Origin of the sequence: Arthrobacter alkaliphilus (assembly GCF_021483235.1) — a bacterium.
GTDB classification, from domain to species: domain Bacteria; phylum Actinomycetota; class Actinomycetes; order Actinomycetales; family Micrococcaceae; genus Arthrobacter; species Arthrobacter alkaliphilus.
Map to the genome: position 1 here is coordinate 25481 of NZ_JAKEEC010000007.1, position 20111 is coordinate 45591.

General features: G+C 65.2%; 17 protein-coding genes. 13 read left to right on the top strand and 4 right to left on the bottom strand.

Features of this window, described 5'->3' with window-relative positions; genetic code table 11:
• Positions 1-39 precede the first annotated feature (39 nt).
• The 7 genes from gcvP (at position 40) to L0B83_RS07170 (ending at position 10476) form a co-directional block, all read left to right on the top strand.
• Positions 40-2907 carry an aminomethyl-transferring glycine dehydrogenase gene (gcvP, locus tag L0B83_RS07140; protein ID WP_234757718.1) on the top strand — a complete coding sequence of 956 codons (2868 nt, stop codon included), beginning with the start codon at positions 40-42 and terminating at the stop codon, positions 2905-2907.
• 13 nt (positions 2908-2920) lie between these two features.
• Positions 2921-4054, top strand: a complete 1134-nt coding sequence (gene gcvT / locus L0B83_RS07145) for a glycine cleavage system aminomethyltransferase GcvT (RefSeq protein ID WP_234757719.1) — start codon at positions 2921-2923, stop codon at positions 4052-4054.
• Positions 4055-4442: 388 nt separating this feature from the next.
• Positions 4443-4826 (top strand): glycine cleavage system protein GcvH, encoded by a 384-nt coding sequence (gene gcvH, locus L0B83_RS07150; RefSeq protein WP_234757720.1) that lies wholly within the window; start codon positions 4443-4445, stop codon positions 4824-4826.
• Entirely contained in the window at positions 4823-6148 is a 1326-nt protein-coding gene (glyA, locus tag L0B83_RS07155) for a serine hydroxymethyltransferase (RefSeq protein WP_308193965.1), read from the top strand. Before gcvH ends, glyA begins: the two co-directional genes overlap by 4 nt.
• 199 nt (positions 6149-6347) lie before the next feature.
• Positions 6348-7778 carry an L-serine ammonia-lyase gene (locus L0B83_RS07160; RefSeq protein WP_234757721.1) on the top strand — a complete coding sequence of 477 codons (1431 nt, stop codon included), beginning with the start codon at positions 6348-6350 and terminating at the stop codon, positions 7776-7778.
• 130 nt (positions 7779-7908) lie between these two features.
• A complete protein-coding gene (locus L0B83_RS07165) occupies positions 7909-8982 on the top strand; it encodes a lipid II:glycine glycyltransferase FemX (RefSeq protein ID WP_234757722.1) in 1074 nt (357 codons plus the stop codon).
• A 114-nt stretch (positions 8983-9096) separates the two neighbouring features.
• Positions 9097-10476, top strand: a complete 1380-nt coding sequence (locus L0B83_RS07170; protein WP_372461171.1) for a threonine/serine exporter family protein — start codon at positions 9097-9099, stop codon at positions 10474-10476.
• Here L0B83_RS07170 and L0B83_RS07175 read toward each other — a convergent pair.
• Complete coding sequence (locus L0B83_RS07175) at positions 10473-11312, bottom strand: siderophore-interacting protein (protein WP_234757724.1); 840 nt, start codon at positions 11310-11312, stop codon at positions 10473-10475. The genes L0B83_RS07170 and L0B83_RS07175 overlap by 4 nt on opposite strands.
• Before the next feature lie 15 nt (positions 11313-11327).
• On the bottom strand, positions 11328-12095 hold the full coding sequence (locus L0B83_RS07180) for a uracil-DNA glycosylase (protein WP_234757725.1): 768 nt from the start codon (positions 12093-12095) through the stop codon (positions 11328-11330).
• 136 nt (positions 12096-12231) lie between these two features.
• Here L0B83_RS07180 and L0B83_RS07185 point away from each other — a divergent pair, with 136 nt between their 5' ends.
• The 6 genes from L0B83_RS07185 to L0B83_RS07210 all read left to right on the top strand — a co-directional run bounded on the left by L0B83_RS07185 (position 12232) and on the right by L0B83_RS07210 (position 18147).
• Positions 12232-12567, top strand: a complete 336-nt coding sequence (locus L0B83_RS07185) for a DUF3263 domain-containing protein (RefSeq protein WP_059388211.1) — start codon at positions 12232-12234, stop codon at positions 12565-12567.
• A gap of 54 nt (positions 12568-12621) precedes the next feature.
• Positions 12622-13254 (top strand): LytR C-terminal domain-containing protein, encoded by a 633-nt coding sequence (locus L0B83_RS07190; RefSeq protein WP_234757726.1) that lies wholly within the window; start codon positions 12622-12624, stop codon positions 13252-13254.
• Between the two features lie 139 nt (positions 13255-13393).
• On the top strand, positions 13394-13597 hold the full coding sequence (locus tag L0B83_RS07195) for a cold-shock protein (RefSeq protein WP_059388209.1): 204 nt from the start codon (positions 13394-13396) through the stop codon (positions 13595-13597).
• Positions 13597-14949 (top strand): ABC transporter substrate-binding protein, encoded by a 1353-nt coding sequence (locus L0B83_RS07200; protein WP_234757727.1) that lies wholly within the window; start codon positions 13597-13599, stop codon positions 14947-14949. Before L0B83_RS07195 ends, L0B83_RS07200 begins: the two co-directional genes overlap by 1 nt.
• 249 nt (positions 14950-15198) lie before the next feature.
• Positions 15199-16827 (top strand): chaperonin GroEL, encoded by a 1629-nt coding sequence (gene groL, locus L0B83_RS07205; RefSeq protein ID WP_234757728.1) that lies wholly within the window; start codon positions 15199-15201, stop codon positions 16825-16827.
• A 243-nt stretch (positions 16828-17070) separates the two neighbouring features.
• Positions 17071-18147: a ribonuclease HI family protein gene (locus L0B83_RS07210; RefSeq protein WP_234757729.1), complete on the top strand. Its 1077-nt coding sequence runs from the start codon at positions 17071-17073 to the stop codon at positions 18145-18147.
• Positions 18148-18200: 53 nt separating this feature from the next.
• Here the strand turns inward: L0B83_RS07210 and L0B83_RS07215 are convergent, their stop codons facing one another.
• Entirely contained in the window at positions 18201-18491 is a 291-nt protein-coding gene (locus tag L0B83_RS07215; protein ID WP_234757730.1) for a WXG100 family type VII secretion target, read from the bottom strand.
• Positions 18492-18628: 137 nt separating this feature from the next.
• A complete protein-coding gene (locus L0B83_RS07220; protein ID WP_234757731.1) occupies positions 18629-20110 on the bottom strand; it encodes a sensor histidine kinase in 1482 nt (493 codons plus the stop codon).
• Between the last annotated feature and the right edge of the window lies 1 nt (position 20111).

A 20111-nucleotide genomic window follows, 5' to 3' on the forward strand; every position in this document is an offset into this window, starting at 1 on the left:
GTGGCGCACCATGCGTCGCCTTATTTATGGAGTTCCCTCGTGACGGTTAGTTCAACCTCCACTACGTTCGTTGACCGGCATATCGGCGCCCGCCGCCAGGCAGACGTCGACGTCATGCTCAAGTCTGTTGGCTATGACAGCGTCGATTCGCTCGTGGACACCGCGGTACCCAAAGACATTCGCCAGGACGTCGCGCTGACGCTCCAAAACGCCCTCAGCGAGGTGGAGGTTCTGGCCGAGCTGCGCAAGCTCGCGGCAAAGAACAAGACGGCCGTGCAGATGATCGGCCAAGGCTATTACGACACCGTCACTCCGCCGGTGATCCGCCGCAACATCCTCGAGTCCCCGGCCTGGTACACGGCCTACACCCCGTACCAGCCGGAAATTTCCCAGGGGCGCCTCGAGGCACTGCTGAACTTCCAGACCATGGTCCAGGACCTCGTGGGCCTCCCCATCGCCAACGCCTCCCTGCTGGACGAAGCCACCGCCGTCGCCGAAGCAGTGCTGATGATGCGCCGTGCGAACAAGAACAAGACCGCCCATGACGGCAAGACCGTCCTCGACGCCGACTGCCTGCCGCAGACCATCGCCATCGTGAAGGGCCGCGCCGAGGCGCTGGGCTTCGAGGTGGAGATCGCGGACTTGTCCCAGGGCCTGCCTGACGGCGACATCAACGGCATCGTGCTGCAGCAGCCCGGCGTTTCCGGCCGGGTGTTCGATCACTCCGCCGTAATCGCCGCCGCCAAGGAGTGCGGAGCCCTCGTCACCGTCGCGGCCGACCTCCTCGCCCTCACCCTGATCACGCCTCCGGGCGAGCAAGGTGCCGACATAGCCGTCGGCTCCACCCAGCGCTTCGGCGTCCCGCTGTTCTTCGGCGGCCCGCACGCGGCCTACATGGCGGTGCAGAAGGGCCTCGAGCGTTCGATGCCGGGCCGCCTCGTGGGAGTTTCCAAGGACGACGCCGGAACCCCCGCCTACCGCCTCGCCCTCCAGACCCGCGAGCAGCACATCCGCCGCGAGAAGGCGACATCCAACATCTGCACCGCGCAGGCATTGCTGGCCATCGTGTCCTCGATGTACGCCGTCTACCACGGCCCCGATGGCCTGAAAGCGATCGCCCAGACCGCCCACAACCATGCCCGCACCCTGGCAGCGTCCCTCAAAGCCGCCGGCCTTGAGGTCCTGCACGGCAGCTTCTTCGACACCGTGACCGTCCGCGTGCCGGGCAAGGCCGCGGAGGTGGTTGCAGCCGCCGAGGCCAAGGGCATGAACCTGCGCGGCATCGACGCCGACACGGTCGGCGTCTCGGTTGACGAAACCACAACAACGGCAGTTGTCGCAGACGTCGCCGCCGCGTTTGGTGCCACGGTGTCCGGTGACGCCGAGGGCTTCGCCCTGGAGGCCGCCGTCGAGCGAACCTCGGATTACCTGCAGCACCCGGTGTTCAACACGCACCGTTCCGAAACCCAGCTGCTCCGCTACATCCGCAAGCTCTCGGACCGCGACCTGGCGCTGGACCGCACCATGATCCCGCTGGGCTCCTGCACCATGAAGCTGAACGCCACCGCCGAGATGGAAGCCATCTCCTGGCCGGAATTCGCCTCGATCCACCCCTTCGCCCCGGATTCCCAGACCGAGGGCTGGCGTGAACTGATCACGGACCTGGAATCCCAGCTGACCGAGATCACCGGTTACGACCAAGTCTCCATCCAGCCCAACGCAGGTTCGCAGGGCGAGCTTGCGGGCTTGCTGGCCATCCGCGGCTACCACCACTCCCGCGGCGATCTCCAGCGCAACGTCTGCCTCATCCCGGCTTCCGCCCACGGCACCAACGCCGCCTCGGCAGTGCTTGCAGGCATGAAGGTTGTGGTGGTGGCCACCGCAGCCGACGGAACGATCGACCACGCCGACCTGCAGGCCAAGATCGAGGCCAACAAGGACGTCCTCTCGGCCATCATGATCACCTACCCGTCCACGCACGGCGTGTACGACGCAGACGTGCGCGAGGTCTGCGACTCCGTGCACGCGGCCGGCGGCCAGGTGTACATCGACGGCGCCAACCTTAACGCCTTGGTCGGACTGGCACAGCCCGGCAAGTTCGGCGGCGACGTGTCCCACCTGAACCTGCACAAGACCTTCTGCATCCCGCACGGCGGCGGCGGACCGGGTGTCGGCCCGGTCGCGGCGAAGGCGCACTTGGCACCATTCATGCCCGGCAACGCCGCGGCCTGGACCGAGGGCAACGACGTGCCCATCTCGGCTTCACGCTTCGGATCAGCCGGCGTCCTGCCCATTTCCTGGGCCTACGTGAAACTCATGGGCGGCGAAGGCCTCACCGAAGCCACCAAGTCCGCGCTGCTTGCCGCGAACTACATCGCCTCCCGCCTCAACGAGTACTTCCCCGTCCTCTACACCGGTGAAGGCGGACTCGTGGCCCACGAGTGCATCCTGGACCTGCGCGAACTGACCGCCAAGACCGGCGTCACGGCCGAGGACGTCGCCAAGCGCCTCATCGACTACGGTTTCCACGCTCCCACCCTGGCGTTCCCGGTGGCGGGCACCCTTATGGTGGAGCCCACCGAGTCCGAGGACCTCGGCGAGATCGACCGCTTCATCGAAGCCATGATCACCATCCGCAAGGAAATCGACCAGGTTGCCCACGGCGACTTCACGGTGGAGAACAGCCCGCTGCGCCGCGCACCGCACACCGCGGCCGCCGTCGTCTCCTCCGAGTGGAACCGTGAGTACTCCCGCGAGCAGGCCGTTTTCCCGGTCCACCACCTCAAGCAGGACAAGTACTTCCCGCCCGTAGGCCGCATCGACGGCGCGGCAGGCGACCGCAACCTGGTCTGCTCCTGCCCTCCGATCGAAGCGTTCGAGGACCACACAGAAGCCGTCGAGAACTAAAGGACTCCCCACGATGACTGAGAACTACACTGCGCTCTACGAAGAGCACAAGATGCTCGGCGCTTCCTTCACCGATTTTGGTGGCTGGCAGATGCCCCTGAAATACTCCTCCGAACTGGCCGAACACCACGCCGTCCGGCAGTCCGCGGGCCTGTTCGACCTCTCACACATGGGCGAAGTCTGGGTCACCGGCCCCGAAGCGGCAGCCTTCCTGGACTACGCCTTGGTGGGCAAGATTTCCGCCATGTCGGTTGGCAAGGCCAAGTACTCGCTGATCTGCCAGGAAGACGGCGGGATCATCGATGACCTCATCACGTACCGCCGCGGAGAGGCCAAGTTCCTGGTGGTTCCGAACGCCGGCAACGCCAAGGTTGTTGCCGAGGCGCTGGCACAGAGGGCAGCCAATTTCGACGTCGTTGTCGAGGATGCCTCCGCGGCAACCTCGCTGATCGCCGTCCAAGGTCCCAAAGCGGAAGAAATCCTCCTCCGCCTGGTCCCGGCCGAACAGCACCCCCTCGTCACGGAGCTCAAGTACTACGCCGCCGTCGAGGTGCCCTTCGCCTTTGCCGGGAACACCACGGAGCTGCTGCTCGCCCGCACCGGTTACACGGGTGAGGACGGCTTCGAAATCTTCGTGGACAACGACGCCGCTGCCGCCCTGTGGCAGGCAATCGCCGACGTTGCCGAGGACGGTGAGCTGACCCCCGCCGGCCTGGCCGCGCGTGACTCCCTCCGCCTCGAAGCCGGCATGCCGCTCTACGGCAACGAGCTCTCCCGCGAAGGCAGCCCCTTCGCAGCGGGATTGGGTCCGGTCGTCTCGCTCGCCAAGGAAAGCGACTTCGTTGGCCGCGCCGCACTGGAAGCACTGAAAGCAGAAGGCGCCGGCTCCACCAGCGGCCGCAAGCTCGTAGGCCTCAAGGGCCTGGGCCGCCGCGCCGGCCGGAGCCACTACCCGGTCCTCAAGGGCGGCGTAGTCGTTGGTGAGGTCACCTCCGGCCAGCCGAGCCCGACCCTCGGCTACCCGGTCGCCTTGGCCTACGTCGACGTCGAACACGCCGAAGTAGGGACTGGCTTGGACGTGGATCTGCGTGGAAAGGCCGAGCCGTTCGAAGTCGTCGCACTGCCTTTCTACAAGCGGGCCAAGTAAGGCGCGCTCGGGCTGCTGGTCTCGGCGAGCTGCGTGGCCGTGGTTGCGTTTCGCCCGTCGGGTCCGACATCTTCTGCATGCTCGGTCGCGAAAACGCCCGCTGAGCGGACGTGACGCTCCCTTAGACGCATGCTGCCGGATGTCGGCACCCGAAGGGGCCGTGCAGCTCACCTTCGGATCAGCTCATCTCGGGCCCATAACTAAACCCGAAAGGGCCAGCGTTCTTTTCCGGAACGGGTGGCCCCGAAAACTGAACTTGCCTCTAGCGGTGGGGGAGCGGCATCCGGCAGCGTGCGTCAAAGCGACGAAGGAGCAGCACGCAGAGGATGGCGGCCCCCGCCGCGTAACCTGACCATAGATGTTTTAAGACCAACGCAAAGGAAAAAACATGGCAAAAGTTGCACCTGAACTGCAGTACTCCGACGAGCACGAGTGGGTTGCCCGGGAGGCCGGCAACCTTGTGTCCGTCGGCATCTCCGCCGTGGCCACCGATGCCCTCGGCGACATCGTCTACGTTGACCTGCCCGAGGTCGGTGCTGCTGTGACTGCAGGGGAGACCTGCGGCGAGGTTGAGTCCACCAAGTCCGTCTCGGACCTTTACTCCCCGGTGACGGGCGAGGTCACGGAAGTGAACGTGGCGGTCGTCGAGGATCCGGCCTTGATCAACAACGATCCGTACGGTGCGGGCTGGCTCTTCAAGGTGGCCGCCGAGTCCGACGGTCCGCTGCTTTCCGCGGAGGAATACGCTTCCAAGAACGGTGGCGAGCTGTGAGCGCCGCAACCAACGGAACAGCAGTGTTCGAGCAGGTCGCTTCGCCGTCGCTGGACGCGGTGTTGTCCGAACTGGATCCGGAGATCGCGGCGAAGATCGACGACGAGCTGAACCGCCAGCGCTCGGGCCTGGAAATGATCGCCTCTGAGAACCACACTGCCGTGGCTGTCATGCAGGCGCAGGGCTCGGTGCTGACCAACAAGTACGCCGAAGGCTACCCGGGCAAGCGCTACTACGGTGGCTGCGAGCACGTGGACGTCATCGAGCAGCTTGCAATCGACCGCGTGAAGGCCCTCTTCGGCGCCGAGTACGCGAACGTCCAGCCGCACTCCGGTGCCCAGGCCAACGCTTCGGTGATGCACGCCCTCATCAAGCCGGGCGACACCATCATGGGCCTGAACCTGGCGCACGGCGGCCACTTGACCCACGGCATGCGGATCAACTTCTCCGGCCGCCTGTACAACGTCATTCCGTACCAGGTCCGCGAAGAGGACCACCGGATCGACATGGCCGAAGTGGAGCGCCTGGCGCTCGAGCACAAGCCGGCGCTGATCGTTGCCGGCTGGTCCGCCTATGCGCGCCAGCTGGACTTCGCCGAGTTCCGCCGCATCGCCGACCTGGTGGGCGCGTACCTCATGGTGGACATGGCGCACTTTGCCGGCCTGGTGGCCGCTGGACTGCACCCGTCCCCGGTCCCGCACGCCCACGTGACGACGTCGACGACGCACAAGACCCTTGCTGGTCCGCGCGGCGGCATCATCCTCTCCAACGACGCCGACATTGCCAAGAAGATCAACTCCGCGGTCTTCCCGGGCCAGCAGGGCGGTCCGTTGGAGCACGTGATCGCGGGCAAGGCCGTGGCTTTCAAGATCGCCGGATCCCCGGAGTTCAAGGAACGCCAGGAGCGCGTATTGGCCGGTGCCCGGATCCTGGCCGAGCGCCTCGTCCAGGAGGATGTCACCGCCAAGGGGATCTCCGTGATTTCCGGCGGCACCGACGTGCACCTTGTCCTGGTGGACCTGCGCAACTGCGAACTCGACGGCCAGCAGGCCGAAGACCGCCTCGCCGCGATCGACATCACGGTCAACCGCAACGCCGTTCCGTTCGACCCGCGCCCGCCGATGGTGACCTCCGGCCTGCGGATCGGCACTCCGGCGCTGGCCACGCGCGGTTTCGGCGAGGCGGCGTTCCGCGAAGTCGCGGACATCATCGCCGAAGCACTGATCGCCGACGCCGACGCCGACCTCTCGGGGCTGCGTCACCGCGTGGAGGCACTCGCCGACGCGCACCCGCTGTACCCGGGCGTGGCTAACCTGGGCTGAGGCTCTCCGGGGCTGGATCCGGGACCAGCTCACCTTGCCCGTCGGGTCCGGCCTCCTCGGCATGCTCGGTCGCATAAACGCCCGCTAAGCGGACGTGATGCTCCCTTAGACGCATGCTGCCGGAGGTCGGACCCGAAGGGGCCCGTCCTGCTCACCTGCCACCAAACCCCAACCGACCACAACTAACTAAGGAACCGACATGGCTGTTGGCGTTTTCGATCTTTTCTCTATTGGGATTGGACCGTCGAGTTCGCATACCGTGGGGCCGATGCGGGCTGCTGCGGTGTTCGCGGGCGAGTTGCGGGAGTCCGGTGCCCTGGAACGGGTTGCGTCCCTGCGGGTGGACCTTTATGGGTCCCTGGCCGCTACGGGGCGGGGGCACGGGACCATGACGGCCGTGTTGCTGGGCTTGGAGGGCTACCACCCGGAGGAAATCCTCCCCGAGCAAGTGGAGGAACGGCTCGCGTCGATCGCGGAAACCGGAACCCTGAACCTGGGTGGCGCGGTCGATCCCGAGTCGGGGGTGGCCCTGCCGTACGGGGAAGGGGATATGATCCTGCACCCGCTCACGGTCCTTCCCCGGCACACTAACGGGATGAAGTTCTCGGTCTCCGACGCCGACGGCGAGGTGTTGCACGAGGCCACGTTCTTCTCCGTGGGCGGTGGCTTCATCGTCCGCGAGGGCGAAGAGGACGCGGCCCAGAAGGAACTGGAGGAGTCCAAAAAGGAACTCCCGCTGCCCTTCCGCACCGCCGCGGAACTCATGGGCCGTTGCGCTTCCAAGGGTCTTGGCATTTCGGACATCATGTTCATCAACGAACGCGCGTCCCGGACCGAAGAGGAAATCCGCGAAGGCCTGCTGCACATCTGGTCCGTCATGGAGGCCTGTGTTGAAACGTCCCTGAAGCGCGAAGGCGCGCTGCCCGGCGGACTGAAGGTCCGCCGTCGGGCCCCGGATTGGCACGAGCGGCTCCTGAAGGAAGCCAAGGACGAGGACCCTGACTACCGGGATCCGAAGTACTGGCAGGAATGGGTGAACCTGATCGCTCTGGCTGTGAACGAGGAAAACGCCTCGGGCGGCCGCGTGGTAACCGCGCCCACGAACGGCGCCGCCGGGATCATACCCGCCGTGCTGTACTACGCCCTGCACTTCGCCCCCGGCATGGACACGGCCACGCAGCAGGACCGGGACGACGTCGTGGTGAAGTTCCTGCTCGCCGCGGGCGCCGTCGGGGTGCTCTACAAGGAGCAGGCCTCGATCTCCGGCGCCGAGGTTGGCTGCCAGGGCGAGGTCGGTTCCGCTTCCTCGATGGCCGCCGCCGGCTTGGCCGAAGTCATGGGCGGCTCCCCGGGACAGGTGGAGAACGCAGCCGAGATCGCGATGGAACACAACCTGGGCTTGACGTGCGATCCGATCGGCGGCCTGGTGCAGATCCCCTGCATCGAACGCAACGCGATCGCCGCGGCAAAGGCCATCAACGCCGCGAAGATGGCGCTTTGGGGTGATGGCACCCACCGGGTTTCCTTGGACGAGGTCATCGTGACCATGCGCGAAACCGGCAAGGACATGTCCTCCAAGTACAAGGAAACCGCTATGGGAGGCCTCGCGGTCAACGTCGTGGAGTGCTGACGCCCGTCCGGAGCCCTCGGCCTGAACAGGTCCGGCGGTGGCCCGGGGGCCGATAGACTTGGAGCTGAACGCCCGCGCCGCACCCCGGTGCCTGCCGCCTCACGTACGCAACTGATTGGACACGGCCCCCTTGCGAGAATTCACCGCACGCTTTGCCACCGCCGAGGAAATCGAACACTGGGACAAGCACGTCACGGCCAACCCCAACGGCGGCAACCTCCTCCAATCCGAGGCTTTCGCGGACGTAAAGCAACACTACGGCTGGAAGCCCTTGCACCTCGTCTACGAGACTGCGGACTACAGCAGCTACAACCTCGTCCTGGAGAAGAGCTTTCCGCTGCTCGGCAAGCTCTGGTACCTCATCAAGGGCCCCGACGTGGCCGGCGTCGAGGACATCCCGGGGATCGTCAAGGCCAACAGCGACTTCGTGAAGCGGGAGAAGCTCGGGGTATTCGCGATCAAGATCGAGCCGGACATTGTCCTCAGCGACGAAGCCCGGGACACACTTGTTTCCGCCGGGTTGGTCAAGACCCCCAACCTGCAGCCGAACGACTCCACTGCCCTGCTGGACATCTCCCCCGAGGAGAACCAGTTGCTCCGCAACCTGCATTCCCGCGGCCGCAACGCCGTGCGCCGGGCCATCCGCGAAGGCGTTGAAGTGCACACCATGGAACCCACGGAGGAGAACTTCCGCTCCATGTATGCGCTGATGACCAACACGGTTGAGGCGAAGTCCCAGGTGCGGGTCCGCGAATTCGCGTACTACCGCCAGTTCTGGACCAACTTCATCGAACGTGGCCAGGGCAGGCTCCTGTTTGTCTTCGAAAACGGTGTGCCTTCGGTTGGCGCCTTCGTCATCAACTACGGCCGGAAAGGCACCTACAAGGACGGCGGATCGCTGCAGAAGCGCGCGCAGTACGGTGACTCGCACCTGGTCCAGTGGACGGCCATCAACCAGGTCAAGGAACTGGGGTGCACGGAGTACGATTTCTGCGGCACTCCGCCCGCGGACCGGCTCAAAGATACCTCGCACCCGTTCCACGGGCTTGGCCTCTTCAAGACCAGCTTCAGCAAGACCGTCACTGACTTTGTCGGATGTTACGACCAAGTCATCAGCCCCCTTAAGTACAAGCTCTGGACCGCTGCCGGGGAACGCATCGCGCGGCAGGTCTACACCCGCCGCACGGGCCAGCAGTTCTACTAGGCCAGAAGCTCTACTGTGACAGACCACCCCGACAGCCGGCCCACCACGGACGGCTTGCCCAAGACACAGCCGCTCAAGCCATCCCAGGTGCGCCAGAACGTCAACGCCAAGCGCATGCTGCGCAGGCTCGTGCAGGGGGAGAACCCTCCCACCGCTCCCATGAGCATCGTCGACCGCTTGGCCGGAAGTCCGTACGCCAATCCCATCATCCACGTGGGCGGTGTTGACGCTTCGGCCCGCAAGACCATTGACTTCGCGCTGCACATGGCCGAATCGATGTTCCGTTACGGAGCCGGTGCCCTGGAGGTCGAGACCAGCATTATCGCGGTCACGGCGGCACTCGGGTTGAAGAACATCGAAGTGGACATCACCAACCAGTCCGTCCAGATCAATTACGCGCCCAAGGACCAGACCCCCCTTACCCTGCTCCGGGTAGTCCGTTCCTGGACCAACAACTACGCTGGCTTGGCTCAGGTACACCAGCTCGTCACCGACATCGTGGCAGGCGGCGTGGGCAGGGCGGAGGCCGTGCGGCGGCTCGATGACATCATCCGCAGCAGCAAGCCCTTCCCGCGGTGGATGGTCACCATGGCGTTCGGCGTCTTCGCCGCTGTTTTCGTCGGAGTCCTGGGCGGGGGGCTTGGAGCGTCCGCCCTGGCGTTCGTTTCCAACATCCTTGTCAACCTCGTGGCCCGGCAATTGGGCAAGTGGCGCACGCCGGACTTCTTCGTGACCACGGCCTGCTCCTTCCTGGTGACGTTCATCGCGCTCACCCTGCACTGGTCCGGGGCGGAGATCCCGCCGTCCATCGTCGTGGCGGGCGGCATTCTCCTGCTGTTGCCAACCGGGCGGCTCGTCTCTTCCGTGCAAGACGCCATCAACGGATTCCCCGTGACCGCGGCAGGGCGATTCCTGTCCACCATCCTGACCTTCGGTGCGATCGTTGCGGGTATCGCCGTCGCCGTGGTTGTAGGCGACCTCATCGGAAGCGTCGCGATCGATGTCACGCAAACATTCCCCGAGGCGTATCCGTTGTGGGGCCAAGCCATCTTGATCGCCATCGGTGTGATCGCCATCGGTATCACCGAACAAACCCTGCTCAAACTCCTGCTCCCGACGGCGGCGGTGGGCCTGGTGGGGTACTTCGTCCTCTGGGGGGCTTCCAACCTTGGCTTCGGAGACCGGCTCTCGCCGGCCATCTCGGCGGTGATCATCGGCCTGCTCGCCCGTATGGTGGCCCTCAGGCTCGGCGCCCCGCAACTAGTGGTGGCCGTCCCGGCAGCCCTCATCCTGCTCCCGGGCCTGAAGATATTCCGTTCCATGTATGTGTTGACGGTGCAAGAAGCGGATGTTCTGCTCGGGTCGAGCGGCATGCTCAACGCGGGGGCAATCGTGCTAGGCGTGGCCGCCGGAATTGTGCTGGGCGACAACCTGGCCCGGCCGCTGACCAAAGGCCTGGCCAGCAACGAGCGGCGCCGCGTGCGCCGGCGCTAGATCTGCCCGATGGGTAGTTTCTTCTCCGCCTGGAAGTCATCCTCGACGCGCCCTTGGGCCCAGTATCCGGAGAGGGACACCTGGGAACGCTCCAGGCCGCGCTGCTTGAAGAAGATATCGCGCAGGCCCTTCATATATCCGCGTTCACCGTGCGCAAACACGTCGACGCGGCCGGGGAGCCACTCGGCTTCCCCCAAGGCGTCGAGCAGGATGGAGCTTGATCCGGCCGGGACGCCGGAGCGAAGGAGCCATCGCAGTTCCACGCCGTCGGGAGCGGCGATATCAAGGATGTCGGCCTCGCTGTCGACTTCGAGGAAGGCCAAACCTTTCGCGTCCGCCGGCAGCGATTCAATCGAGGCGGCAATCGCCGGGAGGGCGGCGTCGTCGCCCGCGAAAAGGTACCAGTCGGCGTCGGGCGCCGGGTTGTAGGCGCCGCCCGGGCCGGTGAAAACAAGCGGGTCCCCGGGTTGGGCCCGCAACGCCCAAGGCCCCGCAAGGCCCTCGTCGCCGTGGACCACAAAGTCGATTGCCAGTTCCTGCGCAGCTTCGTCCACCCAACGGATGGTGTAGGTGCGCGTGTAAGGCCATTGTTCGCGCGGCATGGTCTCGCGGATGGTCCAAAGGTCCAGCGGCAACTGGTAGTCGACGCCGGGCTGCGGGAACACGATTTTTACGTAACGGTCCACGAAATCGTTGTTCGCATAACCGGCAAACCCGGGTCCGCCGGCAATGATCCGCACCATGTGCGGCGAAAGCTGTTCCTTGCGCAGCACGGTCAGGTTTACCTGGGGGCGGGAATTGCGGGACGCAGACGACGTTGCGGGCAAAGATGTCATGAAGGCAAGCCTAAGCTAGGGGACCGGCGGCAGCTCCCAGATGACGGGATCCGCGCCTTGCATCTCGAGCAGGGCGTTGGCCCGGCTGAACGGGCGGGAGCCGAAGAAACCCCGTGAAGCGGAGAGCGGGCTGGGGTGCGCGGAGCAGATCACGGGGGCACCTTCAAGCAGCGGCTGCACGGCTTCGGCGTCCTTGCCCCAGAGGATCGCGACGAGCGGACTTTGCTGCCCGGCGGCACTGCGCCGGCGCGCGACCGCGGTGACTGCCGCCGTCGTGACGGCCTCCCAGCCTTTGCCCCGGTGCGAACCGGCCGCGCCGGCCGCGACGCTGAGTACCCTGTTCAGGAGGAGTACTCCCTGGCCTGTCCAGGCCGACAGATCGCCGTGGACCCGCGGCGGGAGTCCAAGGTCGGTTTCCATTTCCCGGTAGATGTTCGCGAGGCTGCGGGGGATGGGCCGGGTGGGGCCCGAAACCGCGAAAGAGAGCCCGACGGCGTGTCCCGGCGTCGGATAGGGGTCCTGGCCCAGGATCAGCACCTTGACGTCGGCGAGTGGCTGCCGGAAAGCGCGAAGTATGTTGGACGCCGCAGGGAGCACGTGGGCTCCGTGGGCGGCCTCGGCCGCCACGAAGGCAAGCACCGAGCGCAATTCGTCCTCGACGCCGGAGAGCGCGCGGGCCCAGTCCGGCGCCATGAGATCCTCCAAAGCCATTCCTGGGAGCGCCTCGAACGGACCCGGGTCAGCCCCGGCTTCAAGCTCAAATAATGCTTCTTCGCCTGCCACCCAGCCATTGTCCCTTTCCCGGCCCGTCCGGGGAAACCGCCGGCCCGCGACGCGGCGGGGCAAATGTCATCAGTGTTATTCGCTCGCTACCATGGGTGGGGGACATTTTTCAGTCAATGCGTCAAAGGAGTGTGTCGTGGCAGAACCCGCACGGGAACCCATGGCGTCCGAAGCAACTGGATTGGTGCTCGAAGACCTCTCCGCCGGACTCCGCAGCGATTCGCCGCTCGGTGAGCGTGAACAGCAGATGCTCGCCTTGGAGCGGCAGTGGTGGAAGTACGCCGGAGCCAAAGAACAGGCCGTCAGGGAACTCTTCGATCTCTCCGCAACCCACTACTACCAGCTGCTCAATGCGCTCATTGACACCGAGGAAGCACTGGCGCACGATCCTATGCTGGTCAAGAGACTGCGTAGACTACGTATGTCGCGTCAGAGGGCCCGCACCGCGCGCCGTCTCGGTTCCGACGCATAGAGCACCCCGCTGAACCCCCAGCAAGCAAGCAAGCAGCAAGGACAAGGCTTCACCATGACCAAATTTGCCCGGGACGAATTCGACCGTGTCCCGCAGAGCTCATCGCGCCAAGGTGTCCACAGGCTCGTCGCGTCTGCTTCCCGGCCCGCGCTGTGGCCGGTCCTGCTGCTGGGCGGCGTCGCGCTTGCGGTAGGACTCGTGGCCTTCCTTGTCCTTCCGAAGCTTGGATTCGCCTCGTCAACGTCGCCGCAAGCCGTCGTCACCGCTGACGGCTCCAAGCAGGGCGCCACGGCGTCACCGTCCACCAACAGCTCTGCACCCGCGTCGAGCCAGCCGAGCCCGGGCGACACTCCTTCCAGCGCGCCGACGCCCAGCGCGGCGGCCACTGCGGCGGCTCCCAGCGTGGCAGCGGTGGACAAGACGGCGGTCGTCGCGGTCTACAACGGCACTACCACTGGTGGCCTGGCTGCCCGTGTGGCCGGCATAGTGCAGGGCGGGGGATGGCCCTTGTCCACCGTCGCCAACTGGGGCGGACTGCCCCAGCAGACGTCCTCGGTCTTCTACAAAGGAGCAGCCCAGAAGGGCAACGCCGAGGCCCTTGGCAAATTGCTGGGCATTTCCAACCTGGTGGACAGTGCGGAATTCCAGCAGCCCGTAGTTGTCATCCTGGGCCCGGGTTACAAATAGCAACTCGGTTACGCCTCAATAACATTGCGGCCACCCGCACCCAAGGTTGCGCTCCGGCAACGTGACTGTGGTTACAGTAGTTGTGAGCTGGCCCGGAGATCCCGGAAGCCGGCTGCAGCTAGTTGAAAGTGTGGGGATCATGGCTTTGGGAACCGTCAAATGGTTCAATGCCGAGAAGGGCTACGGATTCATCACCGTCGATGAGTCCGGTGACGACATTTTTGTGCATTGGTCCGCCATCCAGATGGATGGCTTCCGTGCGCTCGAAGAAGGGCAACGCGTCGACTTCGAACTTGGCGAGGGCCAAAAGGGCCCGCAGGCAGAAAGCGTGCGGCTTATCTAGTGAATGTTGCGGCAACAGGGCTGTCCCGGCCCCCAGGAACGCGCCCTTCGTGGGTAATTTCCCTTCTGGCAGCTTCTGCGGCCCTGGCCCTTGGACTGGCCGGATGTTCCGCCCCCGTCGGCAACGCCAGGCTTGCCTCGGTGACGCCGAGCGGCGACGGAGTCCTGCGCATCGGCGTCATCCTGGACAATTCCGGTAGTTCCGCCTTCCTCAACGAGTCCGAGTTGGCTGCCGCCAAATTGGCTGTCAAGCAAATCAACGATGCAGGCGGGTACAAGGGCCGTCCCGTCGAGTTGCTTCCGGCGTCCGCGGCCGGTGACGGCGGCAGTGCCGGCCAAGGCGCCAGCTCGGCGGCATTCACGGCAGATGCCGCGGAGCAAGCCAAGGCGTTGCTGGCGGCCCACGTTGACGTTGTGGTGGGGCCGACTGATTCCAGCCACGCGCCCGCGGCCATCGACGTGCTCACTCCCGCCCGGATTCCACTCATCTCGCCCGCGAACACGGCGTCGGGGCTGAGCAGCTACAAGAACGGCGGGTTCTATTTCCGCACGTCGGCCGCCGATACAGCGCAGGGGAGCATCCTGGCGAAGCTTGCCCACGACGCCGGTGCCAAGAGGATTTCGGTCCTCCACGAAGCCGGAGATTACGGCACCCGCGTTTCGGGAGCGGTCGTGGATGCAGCCCGACGCCTCGGAATGGACGCCGTGTCCAACGCGGAGTTCGTGGCAGGCAAAGCAGCTCCTGCGGCGTCGGACATCAAGTCCGGCAGGCCGGACGCCGTCGTCGTGGTTGCCCGTGACGGCGCCCAAGGTGCCTTGGCTGAGCTCCTGAACGCAGGGCTGAGCGGCAAGAACCTGATTTTGAGCGACGGTGCAGTACGCCAATACGGAACCGCGCTCGGCGCCGGCGGCCTCAACGGCGCGCGGGGAATTCTTCCGGGCGTCTTCCCGAGCGCCGAGTTCCAAGCCGACCTCACGGCCGTCGACCCCAAACTCAAGGACACGACGTACGCCGCGGAGACCTACGACGCCGTCACACTCGCCGCGGTTGCGGCCGCGACGGCGGGCGACGACGCCGGAGGCTCGATCGCGGCGTGGCTCACCACGGTGTCCGGCGGGGTGCGTCCGGCGTCGGGTGACGCGGCAACGAAGGAACGCACGTCCTGTGCTTCGTACAAGGATTGCCTTGAGGTGCTGAAGGGGGCGAAGGTTCCGGATTACGAGGGCCAGTCCGGCACCATCGGGTTCGACGCCAACGGAGACGTCACCTCGTCCAATTACATGGTCTTCACTTACGGAGCCGACAACACGGCGCGGGTGAGCGGCAAGGAAACCGCCTCCCGGACCCCGTGATTCTTGCGCTACTGCTTGCACTCTCCTCGGGTGAGTGCTAATTATTGATTAGCACTCTCAAGCACTGACTGCTAATTCCTTATGGCTCCGGCCGTATCGAAAGAGCGGGCCTGGGAGAACAAAGAAAACCTTGCTGGGGTGAGATCCGGAGCACGAGGCGTACAGAGGCCGAATGCGAAGGATCGTCCGTCGCGGGCACCGCAGCGAAGGCACCTTCTTAACGACTGTCCCGAAAGGACTACCGCCGTTATGGCCAAGATCATTGCATTTGATGAAGAGGCACGCCGCGGTCTCGAGCGGGGTCTGAACACCCTCGCCGACGCCGTCAAGGTCACCCTCGGCCCGCGTGGACGCAACGTCGTCCTCGAAAAGAAGTGGGGCGCCCCCACGATCACCAACGATGGTGTTTCCATCGCCAAGGAGATCGAGCTGGACGATCCTTACGAGAAGATCGGCGCCGAGCTGGTCAAGGAAGTTGCCAAGAAGACGGACGACGTCGCTGGCGACGGTACCACCACCGCCACCGTCCTGGCCCAGGCCCTCGTCAAGGAAGGCCTGCGCAACGTAGCTGCCGGCGCCGACCCGCTGTCCCTCAAGCGCGGCATCGAGAAGGCTGTTGAAGCCGTCATCAGCGAGCTGCTTGCCTCCGCCAAGGAGATCGAGACCAAGGAAGAGATCGCAGCAACGGCTTCCATCTCTGCCGGCGACACCGAAATCGGCAGCCTCATTGCCGAAGCCTTGGACAAGGTCGGCAAGGAAGGCGTCATCACGGTCGAGGAGTCGAACACCTTCGGCTTGGAGCTTGAGCTCACCGAAGGCATGCGCTTCGACAAGGGTTACATCTCCGCTTACTTCGTCACCGACGCAGAGCGCCAGGAGACCGTCCTCGAAGACCCGTACATCCTGATCGTCAACTCCAAGATCTCCAACGTAAAGGAACTCGTTGCGGTCCTGGAGAAGGTCATGCAGTCCAACAAGCCGCTGCTGATCATCGCCGAAGACATCGAGGGCGAGGCCCTTGCCACCCTGATCGTCAACAAGATCCGTGGCACCTTTAAGTCCGTCGCCGTCAAGGCTCCGGGCTTCGGTGACCGCCGTAAGGCACAGCTCGCCGACATCGCGATCCTCACCGGTGGCCAGGTCATCTCCTCGGAGGTCGGCCTCAGCCTCGAGAACGCAACCCTCGAACTGCTCGGCAACGCCCGCAAGGTTGTTGTCACCAAGGACGAAACCACCATCGTCGAAGGTGCCGGCGACGCCGACGCCATTGCCGGCCGCGTGGCGCAGATCCGTGCCGAGATCGAGAACTCCGATTCCGACTACGACCGCGAGAAGCTGCAGGAGCGCCTGGCCAAGCTGGCCGGCGGCGTTGCAGTCATCAAGGCCGGTGCCGCAACCGAGGTGGAGCTCAAGGAGCGCAAGCACCGCATTGAGGACGCAGTCCGCAACGCAAAGGCTGCCGTTGAGGAAGGCATCGTCGCCGGTGGTGGCGTTGCCCTCATCCAGGCCGGTGCCAAGGCATTCGCCAACCTGCAGCTCGAAGGCGACGAAGCAACGGGCGCCAACATCGTCCGCGTTGCCATCGACGCTCCGCTCAAGCAGATCGCACACAACGCAGGCCTCGAGCCGGGCGTTGTCATCGACAAGGTCCGCGGCCTGCCGTCGGGCCACGGCCTGAACGCTGCTAGCGGCGTGTACGAGGACCTGCTGGCCGCCGGCGTCAACGACCCCGTAAAGGTCACCCGCTCGGCTCTCCAGAACGCTGCCTCCATCGCTGGTCTGTTCCTGACCACCGAGGCCGTTGTTGCCGACAAGCCGGAGAAGAACGCTCCGGCCGTGGGTGGCGGCGACGACATGGGCGGCATGGGCGGCTTCTAAGCCCCCCCTCGCTAGCTCACAGCTAAACACACGACGGCGGTCCCCCGGGTGGGGGGGGCCGCCGTCGCGCTTTAACGACGCCCGGTCACTTATAGCGGGTCTTGGGCGGACGCCCGGTCACCTATGGCGGGTCTTGGGCGGACGCCCGGTCACCTATGGCGGGTTTCTTCCCGACGCCCGGTCACCTAAGGGCTTTGGCTGGACGGTCCGGGAGTGTCGGGGCGGTCTGGCAGGATGGAAACCATGACGATTATTGCTGCCGCCGATGGTTCTGCCCTCGGCAATCCCGGGCCTGCGGGTTGGGCCTGGTACGTGAACGACTCGTGCTGGAGGGCCGGCGGGTGGCCGCATGGAACCAACAACCAGGGCGAGCTCATGGCTGTCTTGGACCTTTTCCGGTCCACGGCACATGTTCCCGATGAAGACCTGAGGATTCTCTGCGACAGCCAGTACGTCATCAATTGCATCACTAAGTGGATGCCGGGTTGGAAGCGCAAGGGCTGGCGCAAGGCGGACGGAAAGCCCGTCTTGAACGTCGATCTCCTCAAGGACATCGACCAGGCGATCATCGGCCGGAAGTACACGTTTGAGTGGGTCAAAGGCCACGCCGGCCACGACCTGAACGAGGCCGCAGACGAGCGCGCCCGTGCAGTCGCCACCGCGTTCCAGCTGGGAACGGCCGCCCCTAGCGGGCCAGGCTATCCCGGAGCCGGCGAGGCTGGGCCGTTAGTGCCCGGCACCCCACCGGCCGGCAGATCATCAGCCCGGGCTGTGCCTGCGGAGGCGCCCTCCCTTTTCGACGACGACCATGACGAGGCGGATTCCCCCGATGAAGACCTCACGTTGTTCGGTGGCCAAGACCTCTCGAGCGGTTCCTTGCCGACTGCGCCGGCTGAGTTCACGGAGCAAGAGGCGTTCATTGAGCCTACGTTGTTCGCGGGCGAAGACGAAGAAGCGGTGCTCGGCCAGGCTGGCGGGCGCACGGACGAGGAGATGGTCATCCTCCTTGAAAAGGAGCTCCTGAGGCCCGATGTCAGGGGAGACCTTGGGCGTACGGGGATGCTGCTCCACCCGGAGTTCACCGAGATCGGCAGCTCAGGACGTATCTGGTCCCGCGAAGAACTCTTGATGGCGTTGGAGGGCGATCCGGGCGAAACCGCGGAAGTCGACATCATTTCCGCTGAGCGCCTCTCCAGCAATGCAATGCTGCTGAGTTATCGAAGTCATGGGCGAAACGGCCCGGCCTTGCGGAGTTCGATCTGGTTGCTCGACGACGGCCGCTGGCGGTTGCGCTTCCACCAGTCGACGCCGGAAAAGTAGCAGGGCGCGGGCGGGGAAACGACACGTATCCCCGCCGGCATCCCCACGTGTGTTTAGTAACTGAACCGCTGGGTGTTGCCTTGCTCGGTCTGGAGATAACTTGCTGCAGCGGAGGACAGCGCCAGATTAATGGATGCCAGGGAAGCCTCCACTTTGTTCTGGGTCAAGGTCCATTCCGACACGAGGGCCTGGAAATTGTTGGCCGCTGATCCCTTCCACGTGGCTTGGAGCTCGTCCAGGCCGCGTTTCATCGTTTGGACGTCGGCGCTGATCCGATCCACGGTTGCTTTGACGTTGGCGGACTTGAGCTGGAGCTGTTCGGTATCGACGGAGATAACGCTCATGGGGCGTTGCCTTTCAATCAAGAGATGTCCGCAAGTGCGGCTGGCTTGTGGTCCACGCACCAAGCCTAGAAGCTGCCGCACGGCCCGGACGGAGCCGAGCCTCCCTATGTGGACAACTCGCTCGATCCAGCCAGGGGCTAGTCGGAGACCTCAGCCTCGGCGCTGCCCGCATCTTCCGGCACCTCGGAGAGGTCGTCCTGGAAGGGGAGGCTGACAACCAGGGTGGCCCCGCCGCCGTCGGTCTCTTCGACCCTGACTGTACCGCCGTGGGACCCCACGATTGCCGCGACAATCGCGAGGCCGAGCCCGCTGCCGCCCGTCTCCCGGGTACGCGAAGTATCCGCCCGGTAGAAGCGCTCGAAAATCCGGGGCAGTTCCTCGGCCGGAATGCCGCTTCCGTGGTCCCGCACCTCGAGAACGGAGAACGGGCCGTCTGGCGTGTTCCGGACCCCGACGGCGACCTCAATCGGCGTTCCATCAGGGGTGTAGCGCAGGGCGTTCGCCACGAGGTTGCCCAGGACCTGCCGAAGTTTGGCCTCGTCACCCTGGACAGGGGCGGGAGCTGCCGGTCCGCCGTCGAGCCCGATGAGGGAAATCTTCCGCTCGCCCGACGTCGCGAGTGAGTCCACGACGGCGTCGTTCGCCAGCAGGTGGAGGTCCACCGGCTTGAGCTGCAACGGCCGTTGTTCGTCCAGGCGGGCAAGCAGCAGCAGGTCTTCCACCATGGATCCCATGCGCTTGGCCTCGCTTTCGATCCGGCCCATGGCCGTGGCCACGTCTTCCGGCGTGGCAAGGGCACCGTGGCGGTAAAGCTCAGAGAACCCGCGGATCGTGACCAAGGGAGTGCGCAGCTCATGGGAGGCGTCGGCGGCGAACCGCCGCATCCTGGCCTCGGAGGCGGCACGCGCCGCAAATGACGATTCAATGTGGGCGAGCATGGCGTTGAGGGAGGCCCCCAAGCGGCCCACCTCAGTGACCGGATTCTCGATGTCGACACGGCGCGAGAGATCGCCGGCAGCGATCGCGGCAGCCGTCTTTTCAACGCGGGCGAGGGGGCGGAACGAACGTGCCACCGTCCATGTCGCGATGAAGAACGCCAGCACCAGGGTCAAGAGTCCGACGCCGACCACTACGAGGGTTGCGTGCTCCATCACCCTGTCGACGGGGGAGAGCGGCAGGCCCACGATCACCACTGCGTTCTGCCCGGTCCGGTTGTCCACCACGTTGACCGCCACGACCCGCCAATTGCCGCCCGCGGTGCCCCCCACCTGGAAGGGCGCGTAGTTGCGGTTCTTGGCTTCAGCCGGGGTGATGCTGGTGATGCTCGGCCGATCGGTCTTGCTCCCGCCGAACGGATAGGGCTGCTGGCCCTGGACGTAGAGCGTCAGGGAATAATCCGTGGGCACCGCCGGGCTCGCCTCAGACAGGTTGGCGAAAGATTGCTGCTGCTGGGCGATCTGGACAGCAGCCCTGAGCTTGTCATCCACTTGCCCTTGCAGGTAGCTCTTGACGAGCGTCAGCGTCCCGGCTCCCGTGGCGGCCAGGGCAAGAAGCAGCAGCCCCATGATGATGAAGACCAGCTGCGACCTGAGGGAGGCCGACTTCCAACGGTTGAACAAG

What these genes read in the sequence shown, in the direction of transcription:
- L0B83_RS07210 (WP_234757729.1), top strand. Translation starts at nt 17,071, where the DNA reads ATGACGATTATTGCTGCCGCCGATGGTTCTGCCCTCGGCAATCCCGGG.
- L0B83_RS07195 (WP_059388209.1), top strand. Translation starts at nt 13,394, where the DNA reads ATGGCTTTGGGAACCGTCAAATGGTTCAATGCCGAGAAGGGCTACGGA.
- L0B83_RS07175 (WP_234757724.1), bottom strand. Translation starts at nt 11,312, where the DNA reads ATGACATCTTTGCCCGCAACGTCGTCTGCGTCCCGCAATTCCCGCCCC.
- L0B83_RS07170 (WP_372461171.1), top strand. Translation starts at nt 9,097, where the DNA reads ATGCTGCGCAGGCTCGTGCAGGGGGAGAACCCTCCCACCGCTCCCATG.
- groL (WP_234757728.1), top strand. Translation starts at nt 15,199, where the DNA reads ATGGCCAAGATCATTGCATTTGATGAAGAGGCACGCCGCGGTCTCGAG.
- L0B83_RS07160 (WP_234757721.1), top strand. Translation starts at nt 6,348, where the DNA reads ATGGCTGTTGGCGTTTTCGATCTTTTCTCTATTGGGATTGGACCGTCG.
- gcvH (WP_234757720.1), top strand. Translation starts at nt 4,443, where the DNA reads ATGGCAAAAGTTGCACCTGAACTGCAGTACTCCGACGAGCACGAGTGG.
- L0B83_RS07215 (WP_234757730.1), bottom strand. Translation starts at nt 18,491, where the DNA reads ATGAGCGTTATCTCCGTCGATACCGAACAGCTCCAGCTCAAGTCCGCC.
- L0B83_RS07190 (WP_234757726.1), top strand. Translation starts at nt 12,622, where the DNA reads ATGACCAAATTTGCCCGGGACGAATTCGACCGTGTCCCGCAGAGCTCA.
- gcvT (WP_234757719.1), top strand. Translation starts at nt 2,921, where the DNA reads ATGACTGAGAACTACACTGCGCTCTACGAAGAGCACAAGATGCTCGGC.